Source organism: Chitinophagaceae bacterium, assembly GCA_007695095.1.
GTDB lineage: Bacteria > Bacteroidota > Bacteroidia > Chitinophagales > REEL01 > REEL01.
Genome location: REEL01000125.1, coordinates 1 through 18008, shown reverse-complemented (window position 1 = coordinate 18008; position 18008 = coordinate 1). Strand labels below are relative to the sequence as shown.

General features: G+C 33.5%; 15 protein-coding genes. 8 read left to right on the top strand and 7 right to left on the bottom strand.

The features are described from left to right. Positions 1 to 47: 47 nt before the first annotated feature. Together EA412_09950 and EA412_09945 are read right to left on the bottom strand one after the other, a co-directional pair. The gene (locus tag EA412_09950; GenBank protein ID TVR77849.1) at positions 48 to 3428 is read right to left on the bottom strand and encodes a DUF4175 domain-containing protein; all 3381 of its coding nucleotides are present in this window, start codon (positions 3426 to 3428) and stop codon (positions 48 to 50) included. Positions 3429 to 3619: 191 nt separating this feature from the next. Then, positions 3620 to 5074, bottom strand: coding sequence for a glycine--tRNA ligase (locus EA412_09945; protein TVR77848.1), 1455 nt, complete (start codon positions 5072 to 5074; stop codon positions 3620 to 3622). 133 nt (positions 5075 to 5207) lie between these two features. Between EA412_09945 and EA412_09940 the strand changes: the two genes are divergently transcribed. Beyond that, complete coding sequence (locus tag EA412_09940) at positions 5208 to 6305, top strand: heme A synthase (protein TVR77847.1); 1098 nt, start codon at positions 5208 to 5210, stop codon at positions 6303 to 6305. A 26-nt stretch (positions 6306 to 6331) separates the two neighbouring features. On the opposite strand, the gene EA412_09935 is transcribed toward EA412_09940, so the two are convergent. Further along, positions 6332 to 8359 (bottom strand): OmpA family protein, encoded by a 2028-nt coding sequence (locus EA412_09935; GenBank protein ID TVR77846.1) that lies wholly within the window; start codon positions 8357 to 8359, stop codon positions 6332 to 6334. Positions 8360 to 8510: 151 nt separating this feature from the next. On the opposite strand from EA412_09935, the gene EA412_09930 reads away from it, so the two are divergent. From EA412_09930 to EA412_09915, 4 genes are all read left to right on the top strand, one after another. Further along, a complete protein-coding gene (locus EA412_09930; protein TVR77845.1) occupies positions 8511 to 9134 on the top strand; it encodes a 2OG-Fe(II) oxygenase in 624 nt (207 codons plus the stop codon). Between the two features lie 134 nt (positions 9135 to 9268). After that, a complete protein-coding gene (locus EA412_09925) occupies positions 9269 to 10471 on the top strand; it encodes a hypothetical protein (GenBank protein TVR77844.1) in 1203 nt (400 codons plus the stop codon). A 76-nt stretch (positions 10472 to 10547) separates the two neighbouring features. Then, on the top strand, positions 10548 to 11645 hold the full coding sequence (locus EA412_09920; protein ID TVR77843.1) for an aminopeptidase: 1098 nt from the start codon (positions 10548 to 10550) through the stop codon (positions 11643 to 11645). A 9-nt stretch (positions 11646 to 11654) separates the two neighbouring features. Then, a complete protein-coding gene (locus EA412_09915) occupies positions 11655 to 12227 on the top strand; it encodes a nicotinate-nucleotide adenylyltransferase (protein TVR77842.1) in 573 nt (190 codons plus the stop codon). A gap of 660 nt (positions 12228 to 12887) precedes the next feature. On the opposite strand, the gene EA412_09910 is transcribed toward EA412_09915, so the two are convergent. The 4 genes from EA412_09910 to hemW form a co-directional block, all read right to left on the bottom strand. Continuing rightward, a complete protein-coding gene (locus EA412_09910; protein ID TVR77867.1) occupies positions 12888 to 13205 on the bottom strand; it encodes a transcriptional regulator in 318 nt (105 codons plus the stop codon). Between the two features lie 126 nt (positions 13206 to 13331). Then, positions 13332 to 13676 (bottom strand): transcriptional regulator, encoded by a 345-nt coding sequence (locus EA412_09905; protein ID TVR77841.1) that lies wholly within the window; start codon positions 13674 to 13676, stop codon positions 13332 to 13334. Positions 13677 to 13859: 183 nt separating this feature from the next. Continuing rightward, entirely contained in the window at positions 13860 to 14516 is a 657-nt protein-coding gene (tsaB, locus tag EA412_09900) for a tRNA (adenosine(37)-N6)-threonylcarbamoyltransferase complex dimerization subunit type 1 TsaB (GenBank protein TVR77840.1), read from the bottom strand. Between the two features lie 6 nt (positions 14517 to 14522). Further along, positions 14523 to 15656, bottom strand: a complete 1134-nt coding sequence (gene hemW / locus EA412_09895; protein ID TVR77839.1) for a radical SAM family heme chaperone HemW — start codon at positions 15654 to 15656, stop codon at positions 14523 to 14525. A gap of 125 nt (positions 15657 to 15781) precedes the next feature. Between hemW and EA412_09890 the strand changes: the two genes are divergently transcribed. The 3 genes from EA412_09890 to EA412_09880 form a co-directional block, all read left to right on the top strand. Beyond that, positions 15782 to 16252 (top strand): hypothetical protein, encoded by a 471-nt coding sequence (locus EA412_09890; protein ID TVR77838.1) that lies wholly within the window; start codon positions 15782 to 15784, stop codon positions 16250 to 16252. Positions 16253 to 16302: 50 nt separating this feature from the next. After that, on the top strand, positions 16303 to 17550 hold the full coding sequence (nusA, locus tag EA412_09885) for a transcription termination/antitermination protein NusA (GenBank protein ID TVR77837.1): 1248 nt from the start codon (positions 16303 to 16305) through the stop codon (positions 17548 to 17550). 33 nt (positions 17551 to 17583) lie between these two features. Continuing rightward, positions 17584 to 18008, top strand: a 425-nt coding sequence (locus EA412_09880) for a hypothetical protein (protein ID TVR77836.1), incomplete at its 3' end; no start/stop codon positions are given.

Genomic DNA, 18008 nt, shown 5'->3' with positions numbered 1-18008 from the left:
GTCATAACTTCGCATATTTAATAGTAGGCAAATTTACTATATTATCATTAAAAACTTAATGACTGAAAGTATTTTTCTACCATATTTTTATAATAAGGTCTCAATGCAGGAGGTACAGTTCTGTAATAATCAAGCTGACTCTCTCTTTGTCTCAAATATTCTTCTATCTCCGGAGGCATTCTCCTTTCCTGTTCAGTAGCAATTTCACCTACTCTTTCTTCATCTTGTTCTTGTTTTCTTTCTGCATCAGCAGCCTCAAGCAATCTTACTAAAATATCTTCCTGCCTTTTTAACATTTCTTGTGTTAAGTTCCGGAAAACTAAATCCGTTTCTGTCTGATCCATCTGCTTTATAGCTTCCTGTATTTCGCGTCTAAGCCTACCCTCTTCACTATCTTCATCTGAATGTCCACCCAAATTTCTGGACTGCTCTTCAAGAGCACGCCTGATAGCAGCTTGTCGGGCAGCCATTTCTGCTAATTGTTGGCTCATCTGTTCCCCTTGCTGATCAGGTGTTTGACCTTCCTGACCTCCCTGACCTTGCTGTTCCATCATCTCTCTAAACATCTCCTGCATACCCCGATTCATTTCCTGCTGCATTTTACTGATTTGCTGCATTCCCTGACCTTCTTCTCCCTCTCCCGGTTGCTGACACATCTGAGTACCGGGCATCTGATTAGCCATTTCCTCCTGTAACTGATCCATGGTTTCCGTTAACATCAATGCTAGATTGTTATAGCCTGTCATAATAAATTGCTGGTTGGATCTTGCCTGACCAACTCTTCTCTCTTCCATATTATCTATAGCTGAAGACAAATTCCGATTTACTGCTCTGATTTCATCATTAATAAAGGTTTCTAATTGAAATACCCTTTTGCTCAAAGCAAATAAACTGTCTTCAATCATACGTGAATCATCGCGTAGAGCAAACTGCTCTTGTACAAGAGAAACATACTCAGGATTATTTGTATTAATTGAAGCCATTTTTTTAATTATATCCTCCTGTTCGAAAGACACTTTTAAAAGATTTTCTAAAAGTTGTCTGATAGCCTTGAGGTCCATTTCCATTTGTTCCATTTGCATAGATTGCTGCATCATGGCAAGGCTTTGTGCGATATCGTCAAGCTTTTTACCTGCGTCATCTTGTGAGCCGGAAGCACCCTGGCTATTGTTTTGCTGAAGTTGATCAATACTTTGTTGCATATCTTGTTCAGCGCCTTGCGACTGCTCTTTTACATCAGACATCTTGTTCTGTTGACCCATCTCGCCTGCAATATCCTCTAAACGATCTAAATCTTCTTGTAACTGCTCGAGCTTTTCTTTCAAGGCTTCCTGTTCAGCTGCCAGTTGCTCAGAATCTTTAGTGTCTGACTTGGTTTCTTCCGCTAATTGTTTTTGTTCTTCCGCTAATTCTTCATATTTGCTAATTGTCTCTTGTAGATTTTGTTCAAATTGCAATTGATTAAATAAAGACAAGAGCCTTTCCATTTCACGCTGTAAGTCCTGTTCATTCATTTCCATTTCACTTAACATCTCAATAGCCTGGTCCCTATTTAAGTCGTCAAGCATGTCCTGTATCTTTTTGAGAAGTTCTTTTGTCTCATCATCCAATAAGCTTTCAAATAAATCTTGCAACTTTTTATGCTTTTCAGCAATTTCAGGACTCATTTCTTTATAATCTTCCTGACGCTTTAGATTTTCTTCATATTCCTGCTGTAATTCTTCTAAAGTTTTTTGCTTATCCTGTTGACGTTTAACTAAATCTTCAATTTGCTGACGGTCATCCCAGTTTAAGTTAGGTCTTTGCATTAGCCTTTCTCGTAAAGATTGAATTTCTTCATTCATTTCTCTATTTTGTTCCATGGAACCCCCAAGGCTTTCTTTTATTTTTTCGTTAGACTTTGCTGTTGCTTCTTCCATCTCACGCAGGCTAGGCAATTGGTATGTTCTGGTTGCAGTTCTTCCTGCTTTAGGACCATTAATTCCATCATTATCCCAAACTTCAAAAAAATAATTTATCTGATCTCCCGGGCGAAGATTCCAATCTCTGAAATCTACATAATGTGTGAAATTGACCTGTCTTGAACCGGAAGGTATAGAAATGCGCTTTTTCTCATATCCACTGCCGGAACCACTATTTTCCTTTACAGTTTCCCACGCAAAATAAACATTCGTTATCCCATAGTCATCAGAAGCGTTACCATCAAAAAAAATATATGAATGTCGGGTTGAATCAACTATTTCCTCAACATTTATTCTGGGATACTCGTCTTTAATAACTGTAATCCCATATTTAATTGCATCGGCTTCACCAACTCTCTCATTTATTACAGCCAATCTATATTGACTACTTTCCATTAATTGTTTATTAAAAGTAAACAGGTCCTTGCCTGAGCGATTAACCTCTACAGGTGATTCGTTAAAGCTAAGGTCTACCATATCTGTATGCTGGGTAAAAAAGCTCCAATTAACTTCTGTTCCTTCAGGTATTCTTAAATCTCCAATATTTTTTAACTTTTCGTCCCTGCGGTTTGTATGAGCTGGATATTCTAATTCAACCTCAAAGTTTAAAACCAATGGTCTTGAATAAACTTCAAGACTGTATGTTTTTGAATTAAAGCCGGCGGCATGAAAGTGAAAGTCTCTGCTATCTCTGATATTTGATATTGTATATGTAAATTCGTTTTGATTCTTTTGCATTAATTGACTGTGATTTTCCGAACGGTAGTATACTCTATCGGGTAAAACATCTCCTTCGATAATAACTTTTAATTCCAAATTATCTCCTTCAGCCACAGACAGGTCCTCATTAACTAAAGTGAAAGTGAAAGGAGCAGGTCTTTCAAAAACCTGATTGTTGTAGATTAATCTGGTACTGCTGTCTGTTATAATATTGGGTGCGGCAAATAAAAGCACGAGAATGATGGAAAAAGGTACAGCAAAGTATTTCAGGTACTTTTTGTTTTCACCTAAATTTACTGCAAGCTTAAATGGAACGGGCTTTAAAGATTCAATTTTTTGATTTATACCTGCTTCCAATAAAGCTTTGTTCGTTGCAGTATCACTTTGTGTTTTTAACTGAAGTATATTTAATAATTTATCACTTACTTCTTCAAAATGAATCCCGATAATTTTGGCGGCTTGTTCATTACTGATAACATCACCTAATTTATAATAGCGCAACAAAGGCTGAAAAACCCAACTAAAAATGAGATAAAAGCTACTGCCCAAAAAACCGTAAAATAATACTTTTCTTCCTAAAGAAGATAAATAAAAGAAATGCTCTACTAATGCAATAATCAGAAAAGTAGCTAAAATAACTGAACCGGTATATATCAAACCACGATATAACTGATTCAGATAAAACCTTCTAATAAATTCATCCAGTTTAGATATTAGTAAACTGTAATTATCTGTATTCTTTTGCATAAAATAAGTTCACACCATTATCTTTAAAGAAACAATATCTTTATCAACCACATTAAAACGCGTAACATCCCAATATGTTGCTAAATTAAGAGATTTGAGTCCTTTTTTAAAGTTTAATCTGAACAACTAATAAATATACAAAAAAGTTTTTTTTTAATATTAAAAATTCGTCTTTAATTTATTTGTAGGTTCTATATAGAAGATAACAAATTATTCAGACTAGTTTTTTCGATAATGATCTGTTGAACCTTATCAATAGGGATTCTTTCCTGCTGCATGCTGTCTCTCTCGCGAATAGTTACAGAATTATCTTCAAGACTTTGGTGGTCGATGGTTATACAATAAGGTGTTCCGATTGCGTCCTGCCTTCTATATCTTTTTCCGATTGCATCTTTTTCATCATAACGACAAATCATGTCAAAACGAAGTTTACTGAATATCTCTCTGGCTTTTTCCGGCAATCCGTCTTTTTTTGTTAAAGGCAGTAAGGCGACTTTTACGGGGGCAAGAGCGGCCGGAATTTTAAGCACAACTCTTTCGGTATCGTTTTCCAGCTTTTCGTGTGTTAATGCATGGCTGAAAATACTTAAAAACATTCTGTCAAGCCCTATAGAAGTTTCTACAACATAAGGAATGTAATTTTTATTGACTTCAGGGTCAAAATATTGCAACTTCTTTCCGGAAAACTCCTGATGTTTAGATAAATCAAAGTCGGTTCTTGAATGAATGCCTTCAATCTCTCTAAAACCGAAAGGAAATTCAAATTCAATATCAACCGCAGCATTTGCATAGTGCGCCAGTTTTTCATGCTTATGAAAACGATATAATTTTTCAGGAAAGCCAAGTGATTTATGCCATTTCATTCTTTTTTCTTTCCAGTAATCAAACCATTTCATTTCTTCACCCGGACGTACAAAAAACTGCATTTCCATTTGTTCAAACTCTTTTGTTCGGAAAATAAACTGTCTTGCAACAATTTCATTTCTGAAAGCCTTCCCGGTTTGAGCAATTCCAAAAGGGATTTTCATTCGTGCCGTTTTTTGAACATTCAGGTAATTTACAAAAATACCCTGAGCTGTTTCCGGTCTTAAGTAAACCATGTCTGCATCATCTGCTACAGAACCCATTTGTGTGGCAAACATCAAGTTAAATTGTCTTACCGAAGTCCAATTTCTGCTCCCGGATACCGGGCAAACAACTTCGCTTTCAATTACCAGCTCATAGAGTGCTGACATATCTTCATTGGTTAGACATTCATTTAAATCTTTTAAAAGTTTTTCAGCTTTTTCTGACTTACCCTTTTTAATAAGTTGTTCAGCTTTTTCTTCCAGCAAAGTATCAACCCGATACCTTTTCTTAGAATCTTTATTGTCAATCATCGGGTCATTGAAATTATCTGTATGTCCGGAAGCTTTCCAGGTTGTGGGGTGCATGAAAATGGCGGCATCAAGTCCAACAATATTTTCATGCATCTGAACCATTGACTTCCACCAATACTCACGTATATTTTGTTTTAATAAACTACCGTAAGGTCCATAGTCATAAACCGCACTTAAGCCATCGTAAATATCACTTGAAGGGTAAACAAATCCATACTCTTTAGCATGAGAAATAATTTTTTTAAACTGTTCGCTGTCTGTCTTCATCTTTATATTTTTTTGGGGAGTAATGCAAAAATAGATTTAAATCTATTTTTTTGATAAATAATCGGTACAAATGCGCATAAATTAACCAATTTTGCAGAACGAAAATACATTAAAGCTGTTTAATAGCTGAAAAATGAAAAACAATATCAAATCTAAAGGACCCAACAGGGTTATCGGCATCTGGTTAATGATCGGAGTGCTTATGATTTTTATACAAATCATCGTAGGGGGAATTACTCGTCTGACAGGAAGTGGTCTTTCAATCACTGAATGGGATATAGTTCTGGGTACTATTCCCCCCTTGACAGATAGCAAATGGGTGGAAGAGTTTGAAAAATACCGGTCTACGCCTCAGTATGAACAAATAAATAAGGGTATGTCACTGAGTGAATTCAAGTTTATTTATTGGTGGGAGTATATTCATCGTTTCTGGGCGAGATTAATGGGCTTGGTATTTATAATACCGTTTTTGTTCTTTGTTTATAAAAAATGGATTGACAGCAAGCTTATGAAACAACTGTTAACAGTGGTTGTGTTAGCCGGTATAGTAGCTTCATTTGGTTGGGTAATGGTTGCCAGCGGACTTCAGGACAAACCCTGGGTGAGTCCATATAAATTGGTAATGCATTTATCACTTGCTTTAGTTACTTTTGGGTATTTGCTGTGGATAAGTATGCCTTTTTGGTTTAAAAAAATTGAGCAACCCATGTCCGGATTTTACAAAAAAAGCAAAAAACTACTTATCATTTTGTTGGTGGCTGTTAGTGTGCAAATTGTTTTGGGTGGATTAATGTCAGGTATGCGTGCAGCACTTTTTTATCCAACTTTTCCATTAATGCACTCCTCCTATATTCCTCCGGAAATCCTACAAGCTGAAAATTGGACTATATCATCCTTTAGTCATTGGTATGAAGGCACTTTTGCGGTAGCCGCAGTACAGTTTTTTCATAGAAATTTAGGATACCTGATTACTGCATTTGTGATTTTTATTGCGGTAATGGTTTTTAGAAAATCTACTGATAAACGCTTAAGCCTGGGTGTCTCAGTTTTAGTATTTGTGACTTTAACACAGGTTCTTTTAGGCATTATTACTCTTTTGCTTTCCGTTGGAAATATTCCGGTAAGCTGGGGAGTCATTCATCAGGGTGTGGCAGTAATTTTATTGGCCGTCATTTTTTACCTGATTTATATATTGAGTCATGTGGAAGAGAAAAGTGTAAAGTTAAATTGAGCTTATACCGCTAAGTTTGTCTGCACTTATTCACCATATCGAACATCGTCATAAAGTAATTCGCCATCTAATTCCCCTATTACTGTAAATTCTGTTCTTCTGTTAAATTGATGACACGGGCAATCCTCTTCGCTATCCATTGGGCAATCAGGATAGATGCTGCAATCTTCCAAAATTCGGGCTTTTCCATATCCGCGGGCTCTGAGCCTTTCTCTGTCTATCCCCTGCTGAATTAAGTAACGCATACAGCTTTCTGCCCTTCTTTGCGACAATACATTATTATATGCTTCACTTCCTCTTTGGTCAGTATGAGAAGATAGCTCTACAATTATATTGGGGTTTTCATTCATTATCCTTAAAAGAGTGTCAAGTGTTTCTTTGGATTCAGGACGTAAATCCCATTTATCAAAATCATAATAGACATTTTCCAGGCGATAAGCTTTCCCTATTTCCAGCTTTCGCAGAAAAACATCTACTACCAGAGTATCTCTGTTTTCCATACCAATTGTTGAAAAATCTGAAGATCCGCTTAAATATCCTTCATGAGAAGCCCTTACGGTATAATTAGTTTTTTCGTCAACTGTAAAAAAATAAGGGTTTATCCCGATGGTAGTATCCTTTTTTAAGATAATATCACTATTGAATTGATGCAAACTAACCGGTGAAGGTGATAAGGGTGACTTTGTGCGGTCATCAATATCATAAACTCTTCCTTTTACATAAATCCGAAAGCTGGTATCTTTTTCTAAAAAATAAATATTGTCGCAGCAGGTTGGCCCTCTTAAAGAAATAGTTTCACCCGGTCTGTTTGAAACAATCAAAGCCATGTTTTCCAGGCTGTCTTTCCATTGAAAATACATATCATCCTGAGCTGAATTTATGGGCTTTCCCATATTTACCGGTTCGCTCCATCTTCTCATATCTCCCTCGGAGTAGAAAACATCAAATCCACCTAAGCCGGGATGTCCGTTACTGCTAAAATACAGCTTTGCGTTTTCGGAGTCATACCAGGGGGTTTGCTCGTCTGCTTCGGTATTAATTACAGGACCGGCATTAATAGCGTCTCTGTATGTGCCGTCTCTGTTTATTAATGAAAACCAAATGTCGTTTCCACCTCTGCCGCCGCTTCTGTCAGAGACAAAATACAACACTTCCATTCCGCGGCTATTAAGGCCTATGGCCGGTTGGGTTTGATTATATCTGCTGTTATTTACTTCAGATGGTAGCTTTACAGCCTCCTGCCAAGAGTTATTTACAAAGTCAGACCTGTATATAGCACATAGAATGCGCATGTTTTTATCTTCCCGGCATTTTGTAAAATAGAAGCTTTTATTGTCTGATGAAAAAGCACCGTTTGCCGTATGGTAATTTATGTCATTAAAAAACTCAGTTAGTTCAGCTTCCTGCCATTGATTATTCTCAAAAACAGACATATAAAACTGCAATCGGTGGCCGGCGGGTTGATTTATATCCACAGTAATTACGGTATCCGTAAAAAGTGTTGAAAAAAGTAGAGTATCTGAACCCCACCATAACGGTGAAATATTACTGTAAGGATTATTTACTGAGCTTCCCGGTTCTTTGACAGTATAAGGAGCGGCAGCTAAAGTATCAAATAAAAGGCATCCTTTAATTTCATTAGTAGCTAAATTTCGATAGAATCTTTGATTTTCACCTCTGTAAGAATCGCGAATTTCAGTTAATACAGAAATCGCTTTATCACAATGGTTGTTCATCTTTAAAACTCTGCCATAATAGAAACCAATAGCGGGAAAGGTATTCTTAGCATTGTTGAATAAAAATTCATAAAACTTTTTTGCTGATTGGTAATCACGTGCACTAAAGTGAAGGCGGGCAATTTTCTCTGCTAACTCATAATCAGCTGTATCAATCTTCCAGGCAGATTCAAATGCATCAGCAGCTGAGTAAATGTCCTGTAATTTCAGCGCATTATTTGCTTTCCTTAAATAATCTGATTTTTCATTAGAAAAAGAAAAGTCCGGATTAATAAAGCTAACGAATAGAAAAAATAATACAAACTGATAAAATCTCATTATACTCCGGTTATTCAGAAATTGGTTTTTACAGGTGTCAAATATTACAATAAAGGTACAATTTTCATAATTATCAGTACAAAGAAAGCTATAAGATGAATAAATATAACGAAATTCGTTTGTAAAATAATGGTATTTAACTTTTTTAATAATGAAAAACGAGATAAATCAGTTTGAAAATATTGCTGATGAGTTAGCAAACAATGGCTTTGCCGTATGTGATGACTTTATTAGTAAAAAACATACAGATGATTTGCTCGGTATTATGAATGATGAAGAGATGAAATTTAAAAAAGCCGGCATAGGTACTCAGGATAATTTTCAATTAAATACTTCAATAAGGGGCGATTATATTAAGTGGATTCAATACAAAAATGCAGCGCCTGCAACAAAAGAATATTTGAGTAAGATATTGCAACTTATGGATTATATTAACAAAACCTGTTTTCTGGGATTAAAAGATTTTGAATCACATTATACCAGATATCCCACCGGCACTTTTTACAAAAGACATATTGATCAGCTGAAATTTAATGATCACAGAAGGTTAACATTTATACTATACCTTAATAAAAGTTGGATTCAGGGTGATGGGGGAGAGTTGAGGATTTATCAAAAAAATAATACATTTACAAATATAGAGCCTGTTGGTGGTAGATTTGTCTGTTTTAGAAGTGAATTACTTGAGCATGAGGTTTTAGAATGTAAAAAAGACAGATTAAGCATAACGGGTTGGATGCTAAATGAACTTGAATCATTAAAGTTTTTAAAATAATTTAGGACTGCTGTTTATCAAGGATTAGTAATAATAATAAAAGCTGATGTACCAATTTTAAATAATTCTTTTGATCAATTAAACCTAAAATAAACATTTGACGTTTTGTATAAGTCACTGAGATACTTTTTAGCATGCCATTTATAGACTATTATAATGTATTAGGGCTCAAGGAAGGGGCTACTGAGAAAGAGATAAAAGCTGCATACAGGCAGCTGGTTCTTAAGTATCATCCTGACAGGCATAACAATGACCCCTATTACCAGGATCGTTTCAAAGAAATTCAACAAGCTTATGAAATTCTGATAAAAAACAAAAACGGTAATTTTTTTGGTAATCAGTTCAGAAGTCAGAGAAAAAGGGTTATTTATGATAATAGTAGTATCAGAATTCGCACAAATAAAAATGTTGTTGGGTTAAAAGAGTCTTTTAATCTGGAAATCAGAGTAAAGGGAACGGGGAAAAATATTTTCATTACCGGCATAAATCAATTTAAAATAATAGGTGTACCTGAAATCAATTCAGATGTTGAGTTGGAAAATGGTGCTATGGCTTATGTCAGCTATTTTACTTATAAATTAAAGCCGATTAATAAAGGCTACTTACCTCTTGGACCGGTTTTTATTGATAAATCTAATTATCGTTTTGGTTCAAACAGCTTATTTATTAAATGTGGAAACGCTGTTGAAAAAAATAATAAAAGGTTTTTATTCAATGACAAAACGGAAACACTTATATTTTCAACTGTTTTTATTGTTTTAGGAACTATATTTTCACTTGTTTTATATAACTTATTAAACCCACCGGAAACTCCGGGCTTTGAATCTGCTACTCACAGTTTCAGAAACATTGAAGAAAGTCCACACCCGGAGTGGGATGAAATGAATCGTTTAAATACGGGAGATTACCCTTTTGAGGAATATTATGGGCGGGGAATGTTCGATTATAATAATGAACATGGAATTCGTTTTTTAACCGGTAATCGGCAGGATGCTGTTGTTATATTAGTAGATCACAATACTAAAGAAATAGTTAGAAATGAATATATACAGGCAGGTTCGGTTTATGAAATGAGTCATATTCCTGACGGGAGCTATTATTTAAAAGTAATTTTGGGCAGAGACTGGAGTGAAGAAGAGATAGTTTACGATGAAAATATAAAAGGTGGTTTTAAAGAAGCCTCTGTATATAAAATTTTTGATCATCCGGACTTTAACATACTAATAGGAATGGATGACCCCATGTCTGAAGAAACCTCTTTTTATGAAATAACATTATATCCTGTAAGGGATGGGAACTATGTTGGAAACCGGGTTAATCCTGATTCATTTTTTTAAAAGTACAGACTAAAGGCCTTTTTCCTTAGAAATTAACTACATTCTTAGTAATCTTGCACAAAAAAAATAATTAATTATGCAATCTATTTATAATAAATATGCTCAGTTATTAACTCATTATTGTTTACAGATAGAAAAGAACGAAAAAGTTTTTATTCGCTCAACTTATCTTTCTGAACCTCTTCTGCAAGAGATAGAGAAAGAAATTTTACTAGCCGGTGGAATTCCTGAGTTTACCGTAGATTTTAATGAAAAAGAGAGAATTTTTTTCGAAAATGCTGAAGAACATCAACTAAAACATACTCCTTTTATTATGGAGCATGTAATGAGTAATTTTGATGCATACCTCGCTATAAGAGCTCCTTTTAATTTACGCGATATGCAAAATATTGATTCTGAGAAAAAAAAGATTTTTTCTGCTACAATGAAGCCTGTTATGCAAAATTACAGCAGACGTACAGCAGACGGGCAAATGAAAAGATCGCTTTGTCAATTTCCTACACTAGCTTCTGCGCAGGATGCCGGAATGTCGCTTAGTGAGTATGAAAAGTTTGTTTACGGTGCTTGTTTTCTTTTTGAAGAAGACCCTGTAAAAGAATGGTTACAGGTAAGAAAAGATCAACAAACAATTGTTGATTATCTGAATAAATGCAATTCCATACATTACAAAAGTGATAAAATGGATATTCAATTCAGCACGAAAGGAAGAACCTGGATAAACTCAGATGGAAGAAATAATATGCCTTCAGGAGAAGTGTTTACTTCACCGGTTGAAGATTCCGGGAATGGCTATGTAAGCTTTGATTTCCCGGCAGTATACGGTGGCCACGAAGTTGAAAATGTAAGACTTGAAGTGAAAAATGGTGAAGTTGTTAAATGGTCCGCTGAAAAGGGAAAGAAAATACTGGATGAAGTTTTTGATATGCCGGGAGCCCGCTTTTTTGGAGAAATTGCTATAGGCACTAATTATCACATAGACCGCTTCACCAGAAATATACTTTTTGATGAAAAAATAGGCGGCACTGTTCATATGGCTGTTGGACAATCATATTTTCAATCGGGAGGAAAAAATGAATCCTCTGTACATTGGGATATGATATCCGGAATGGAAGATAATGGTGAAATTTATGCTGACGGAACCCTTATATACAAGGGTAGTAAATTTATAATTTAAAATAACATTTTGAAAGTAGGTCTTTTCTTTGGTACTTTTAATCCTATTCATATAGGGCATCTAATAATCGCTAACTATTTTGTAGAAAATAGTCATATAGATAAAGTATGGTTTGTCGTAACGCCACAAAACCCTTTTAAACAAAAATCTTCTCTCTTAAATGAATACGAACGCCTAAAAATGGTCGAAACAGCTATAGAAGATAATGAAAGATTGTCTGTAAGTAATGTAGAGTTTATGTTAAAAAAACCATCTTACACTATAGATACACTTACTAAACTGACGGAAATGTTTCCAAAGTATGAATTTAGTTTAATCATGGGTGGTGATAACTTAGATTCATTCCATAAGTGGAAAAACTATGAGACTATCTTAAAATACTATCATTTATTAGTTTACCGAAGAGAGGGTTTTGATTTAAATGAGTGGAAAAAACATCCTAAAGTTACCATCCTCGATGTCCCGCTACTCAACATATCAGCCAGTTTAATTAGAAACATGATTAAAGAAGAAAAATCTGTTAAATACCTTATACCCGACAAGGTAAATAACTACATAGAAAAAAATAGTTTATACCGGTAAATAAAACCCTTTTTTTTATTTCTTCTTTATTAACATCAGTGTTAAAAAATGTTTAATTGTGGTAAGCTAATTCACAATTATTAAGATGATAAAGTTAAATTCCGGTTTTTCTAAATAAAATGTTATTTAATGTTAAAAACAGTTGTTTAAATTAACAGTCTGAACACTAAAGAAAGGGGGTAAAAATTTATTTTTATATAAACAATCGAAAATTGTGTAAATGTGGATAAGAATATTGAAATCTATATTTTAAAAGAGAAATTTAAAATAAATAACTGTGTATAATTCGTTTAAAAATTCATCTTACTTAAAAATGCAAATTTTACATTAAAAATAAATCCACAAATCCACAGAGCCTATTACTACTATTGTTTTTAATTAATTAATAAATACAATAATAATAGTGTGTGTTAATAAAAGGTTAATTTGGTTTAAAATAATAAATTCCCATTTTGGGAAAACTTCTATTTTTTATAAAATACTGACTATCAGTTTAATCTTACCCTTTTTTGCAATAAGTTTTTATTGACATCTATTTAATAGAGTAGTTATTACACTTGTAATGTAATAAAAAAGCATAATTTTAGTATTTTCCCATTTTGGTATTAATATTTTCTCATTATGGGAAAATATGGTGGATTTTAACGAATAGTTTCGTTTTTACTTTTGGTAAAATTGATTAATTACTGTATTTACATGAATTATTTTCTCGTAATTAATACGGTAAAAAATATACTTACCTTCTCTTTCAGAAATAACTAACTCATTATCTCTTAAAATTTTTAAGTGTTGGGATGTTATAGACTGCTCTAACTTGAGTGTGTTATATATTTTATTGACGTTGGTTTTCTTTTCATTATCAATAAAACTAAGTATTTTGAGTCTTAGAGGATGAGATATTGCACGCATAATATCCGAGCAATAATTAAGATTAGTAGCATCTATTTGAATATTGGGGTGCTTGTTATCTCGTGTCATTTTTAACATATTTTCCCACAATAACAATGCTTATGCATATTTTGTTTATAATTATTTTAAGTTTTTATCAATAAAAAAAGCCGGTAGAAACTACCGGCTTTTTTTTTCTTAAAATCCGCTTTGCTATTATTGAGCAAGTTCTTCAACTAATGCTGAAACTTCTGCAATTCTAGGTCTGTTTAAAGAGTAATGGATGTATTTTCCATCTCTATCTGTTCTAACAACACCGGCTCTTCTTAAAATTGCCAGATGCTGAGAGGCAACAGATTGCTCTAACCTAAGTTTTACATAGATTTCAGTAACAGTAAGTCTGTCATGCTCCTCTAATAATTTAATAATCTGTTTTCTTAATTTGTGATTAACAGCTCTCAATGTTAAAACTGCTTTTCTTAATAGATTGTAATCTAAGCGAATGTCATCATTGTCGCCATTTTTCAAAACGATTACTCTGTCCTTTGCTGTGTTTGCCATAATTAAATTGTTTTATTTATTATAAATTTCAATAACTAATTATCAAACAGTGTGCCAATCTTATTTTTAAAAAAACATTATTTTTTACAGTATTTAAAAATTAGTATCATAATACCTAACAATAATAACTCGTAAAGTGTTTAATAAATACAATAATAATTTTATATTATCACTGTATTTTAATTATTTTAAATATATAGGATTTAGATAAGCAGAATCAGAAAAGATTTTTTCTATAAATTTTTTATAAGCTATTCGTATGTTATAAATAGCACAGGGTTTAATATTGGTTTCTATTTTAAAACTTTCTTTTGGCAAGACAGAGGATAATTTTTCAACGCCGTATCCGGACAGAATTATATTATTTTTACTATCTAAGAAATTAAAAACATCTTTATTTTCAATAATCATAGGTTTAAAATCAACTATTTTTCTTTCTTTTTCATAAACAGCAAGATAAACTTCCATTCTTCTTGCGTCAATGACCGGAATGTAATATTTAAAATCCGGATATCTAAAAAGCATTTCATTTGCAAGAGTATCCAACACAGGTAAGTCTATTACGGGAATTTTCAGGCCGTAGGCTAAACCTTTTGCAGTAGATACACCTATTCTTAGTCCGGTATAAGAACCGGGTCCTGTGCTGCAAGATATTGCATTAAGATATTTTAAAGGAACTTCACTTTCTTGTAAAACAGAATTTATATAATCCAAAATTATACTACTATGAGACTTATCAACATTTGTTTCCCTATGTGCTAATAAATTTTCACCTTTAGAAAGGGCTACAGAGCAAATAGAGGTGGAAGTTTCCAAATGTAAAATTATTGGTTCTTTCATAAAAGTTTAATTATCAAGAAATAAATCAGCTGCAACAAAATCAGAAATAAATAATCCCTTTTCTGTCAAACAAATGTAATTCTCAGAAATGTGAACTAAATCTGAGCTCAAATATTTTTTAGATTTTTTTATCAAATCAGATGTATGATGTTCACCAAAGTTATAGGTTAATTCCAGCAAATTGATTCCTTCAATTGTACGTAAAGACTTCATTATAAATTCATTAAATCTTGCTTTATCGTCTAAAATTTCCTCAGTAAAAAATTCCTTATTTTGATCTAATCGGTCGATATATGCTTTATTGGATGCAATATTCCAAGATCTTTGACGGCTGTTAAACGAATGAGCAGATGGTCCCACACCCAGATATATCATGTCTTTCCAGTAACCACTGTTATGAAAAGCTTTATAATTTTTTAAAGCAAAATTTGAGATTTCATAATGCTCATATTTATAATTAAAAAGCATGTTTCTTAAAGTAACAAACTCCTGAAACGCAATGTCATCATGCAAAGGAATTAACTTGTTCTCTTTTAAAAGCTTTCCGAACACTGTTTTTTCTTCTATGCTCAGGCAGTAAGCCGAAAGATGTGGAATATCTTCTTTCAGAAAAATAGTTATATTATTTTCCCAATTTTTTTCAACATGTTCGGGAAGTCCGTAAATGAGATCCAGGCTAATATTATTAAATCCGCTTTTTCTAATTGCATCCAGACTGCTTCGGGATTGTTTTGCCGTATGACTGCGATTCATAAAAACCAATTCAGTTTCATTAAACGACTGAACTCCAAGGCTAATACGATTTATGAAAGTTTCATTAAAAAGGTATTTCATGTAATCAGCATTAACATCATCCGGATTCATTTCCAGGGTAACTTCTTTTAAATTTTCGGTTAAAAAATTTTCATTTATGGCACTCATCAAAGTTTTGTAATGATTTTTTTTGAGTAGGGAGGGAGTTCCACCACCAAAATATACAGAGTCTAATTCATTACCGGGCATGTAAGAACTACGCAATGAAATTTCTTTACAAATGCTGTTAACCATCTGATCAAACAATGCATGGTTGACAGAAAAATGGAAATCACAATAGTGACAAGATTGTTTACAAAAAGGAATGTGAATATATAGTCCGTTCATCAATAAGTTTAATAGTCATAGAACAAAATAAAACAAAATAAATTTTAAAAGCGGAAATTTTTTTATACTTTTGCAGTTGGAAAGAGGGGGCGATAGTTCCCTCTTTTTCTTTGAATACTATATTTATGGCATCGGAAGCGTTATTTAAAAACATTTGGGAATACTTAGAAGAGCGGTTTGAAGGAACTGAATTTTTTCCGGTTGACATAAAATTTCCTAATCCACAGACAATTCAGGTTTTTTTAGATGGTGATTCCGGAATTCAGATAGGAAAATGCGCTGAGATAAGCAGGGATTTGGAAAATTTTCTTGAAACGAAAGGTTTGGTAGGAGAGAAGTATATACTTGAAGTATCTTCGCCGGGAATGACAAACCCGATTAAAGTATTGAGGCAGTATAAAAGAAGAATTGGCAGAGAGGTTGATGTACTTATGAAAAACGGGGTTAAATTAACCGGAATTTTGAAAGAAGTAGATGAAAATAAACTTAAAATAGAAGAACATAAACCGATAAAAAAATCAAAAGAAACGACTGTAATTGAGCATGAAATTCAATTTGAAGATATTAAGTCAACAACATTGGTTTTAAAATTTTAAAAAAATACGTAACTTGAGTGTAAAGACACTTAAAACATAAATCTGTAACAATGAACAGTGAAATATTAGTAGAATCGTTTACGGAATTTAAAGAACGAAAAAATATAGCTCGTCCGATATTGATGAAAATTCTTGAGGATGTTTTCCGTACCATTATCAAGAAAGAATTTGGTAGTGATGATAACTTTGATATAATTGTCAATACCGATAGAGGTGACTTGGAAATTTTCAGAAAAAGAGAGATAGTTGCAGATGAAGATTTAGAAGATGAAAACTTACAAATTCCCCTATCAGTAGCTAAAGAAATAGATGAAGATTATGAAATAGGAGAGGAACATTTTGATGAAATAGGAATTGCGGATTTTAGCAGAAGATCAACGCTTGTTTTTAAGCAAACATTACGCTCCCGCTTAAATGAGCTGGAAAAAGATGAAGTCTTTAAAAAGTATAAAGACAGAGAAGGTGAAGTTGTTATAGGTGAAGTATATCAAACCTGGAAAGATGAAATTTTGATTTTAGACGATGAAGGAAACGAAATGATTCTTCCAAGAAGGGAAAAAATTCCTACAGATTTCTTCAAAAAAGGGGATAATGTAAAGGCTTTGATAAAAGAAGTGAAGCTGATAAATGCTAACCCTAAAATAATTTTATCCAGAACACATCCTGACTTTTTAGCCAGATTGCTGGAAGAAGAAGTGCCGGAAATATATGATGGACTTATAATGATTAAGAAAATTGTAAGAAAGCCGGGTGAAAAAGCAAAAGTTGCAGTTGAATCAATGGATGAGAGAATTGATCCGGTTGGTGCCTGTGTAGGTATGAAAGGTTCCAGAATTCATGGAATTGTACGAGAATTAAAAAATGAAAACATAGATATCATAAATTATACCTCTAATTTACCGTTATTTATTACCAGGGCATTAGCTCCATCGAAAATACAGGAAATAAAAATCGATGAAGAAAATAAAAAAGCAGTGGCTTATGTAAATCCGGATCAGGTATCTTTAGCGATAGGAAGAGGGGGCTTAAACATTAAGTTAGCGGGTGATTTAGTAGGATATGAAATTGATGTTTACAGAAATGATATTGAAATAGGTTCTGAATTAGATGATGTTGACATCAACGAGTTTAGAGACGAAATAGATAATTGGATAATAGACGAGTTGATTAAAATTGGCTGTGATACAGCAAAAAGTGTTTTAAAACTTGAAAAAGAAGAATTAGTCAGGAGAACAGATTTGGAAGTAGAAACCATTGAAGACCTGATTAAGATTTTAAGCGCTGAATTTGAAGAGTAAAAGCTGAAAAGCTAAATTAATTTTGGAGGATTAATGACTGAAGAGATCAAACAACAAAGAGCTGTGAAACTTGCTTCCGAACTGGGAGTAGGTCTTAACACGATTCTTGAAGTATTAAAGGAAAATGGTTATGCAACTAGTGGCCCTAACACGAAAGTAGATGCCGTAGGACAAAACCTGCTGCGTGAGAAATTCAGTAAGGATTTTGAAGAAAAACAAAAAGCTGATAAAGTTAAATTAGCAGATGCTATCAAAACTGAAGTTAAAGAAACCAAGGAAAAGGTCGAAGACGTTCTGGACACCAAAGTTAAAGAGACGGTAAAAGAAACGGTTGTTACGCCTGAAATTGAAGTAAAAAAGGAAGAAACTGCTAAAAAGCCGGAAAAGGAAGTAAAAGAGCCGGAAGTTGAGAAAGAGGCAAAAGAGGAAGTTAAGAAGGAAGAGAAAAAGGAAGAGAA

Bases quoted from the DNA above. Each gene is read 5' to 3' on its own strand.
- EA412_09950 (TVR77849.1), bottom strand. From the start codon at position 3,428: ATGCAAAAGAATACAGATAATTACAGTTTACTAATATCTAAACTGGAT.
- EA412_09945 (TVR77848.1), bottom strand. From the start codon at position 5,074: ATGAAGACAGACAGCGAACAGTTTAAAAAAATTATTTCTCATGCTAAA.
- EA412_09940 (TVR77847.1), top strand. From the start codon at position 5,208: ATGAAAAACAATATCAAATCTAAAGGACCCAACAGGGTTATCGGCATC.
- EA412_09935 (TVR77846.1), bottom strand. From the start codon at position 8,359: ATGAGATTTTATCAGTTTGTATTATTTTTTCTATTCGTTAGCTTTATT.
- EA412_09930 (TVR77845.1), top strand. From the start codon at position 8,511: ATGAAAAACGAGATAAATCAGTTTGAAAATATTGCTGATGAGTTAGCA.
- EA412_09925 (TVR77844.1), top strand. From the start codon at position 9,269: ATGCCATTTATAGACTATTATAATGTATTAGGGCTCAAGGAAGGGGCT.
- EA412_09920 (TVR77843.1), top strand. From the start codon at position 10,548: ATGCAATCTATTTATAATAAATATGCTCAGTTATTAACTCATTATTGT.
- EA412_09910 (TVR77867.1), bottom strand. From the start codon at position 13,205: ATGACACGAGATAACAAGCACCCCAATATTCAAATAGATGCTACTAAT.
- EA412_09905 (TVR77841.1), bottom strand. From the start codon at position 13,676: ATGGCAAACACAGCAAAGGACAGAGTAATCGTTTTGAAAAATGGCGAC.
- tsaB (TVR77840.1), bottom strand. From the start codon at position 14,516: ATGAAAGAACCAATAATTTTACATTTGGAAACTTCCACCTCTATTTGC.
- hemW (TVR77839.1), bottom strand. From the start codon at position 15,656: ATGAACGGACTATATATTCACATTCCTTTTTGTAAACAATCTTGTCAC.
- EA412_09890 (TVR77838.1), top strand. From the start codon at position 15,782: ATGGCATCGGAAGCGTTATTTAAAAACATTTGGGAATACTTAGAAGAG.
- nusA (TVR77837.1), top strand. From the start codon at position 16,303: ATGAACAGTGAAATATTAGTAGAATCGTTTACGGAATTTAAAGAACGA.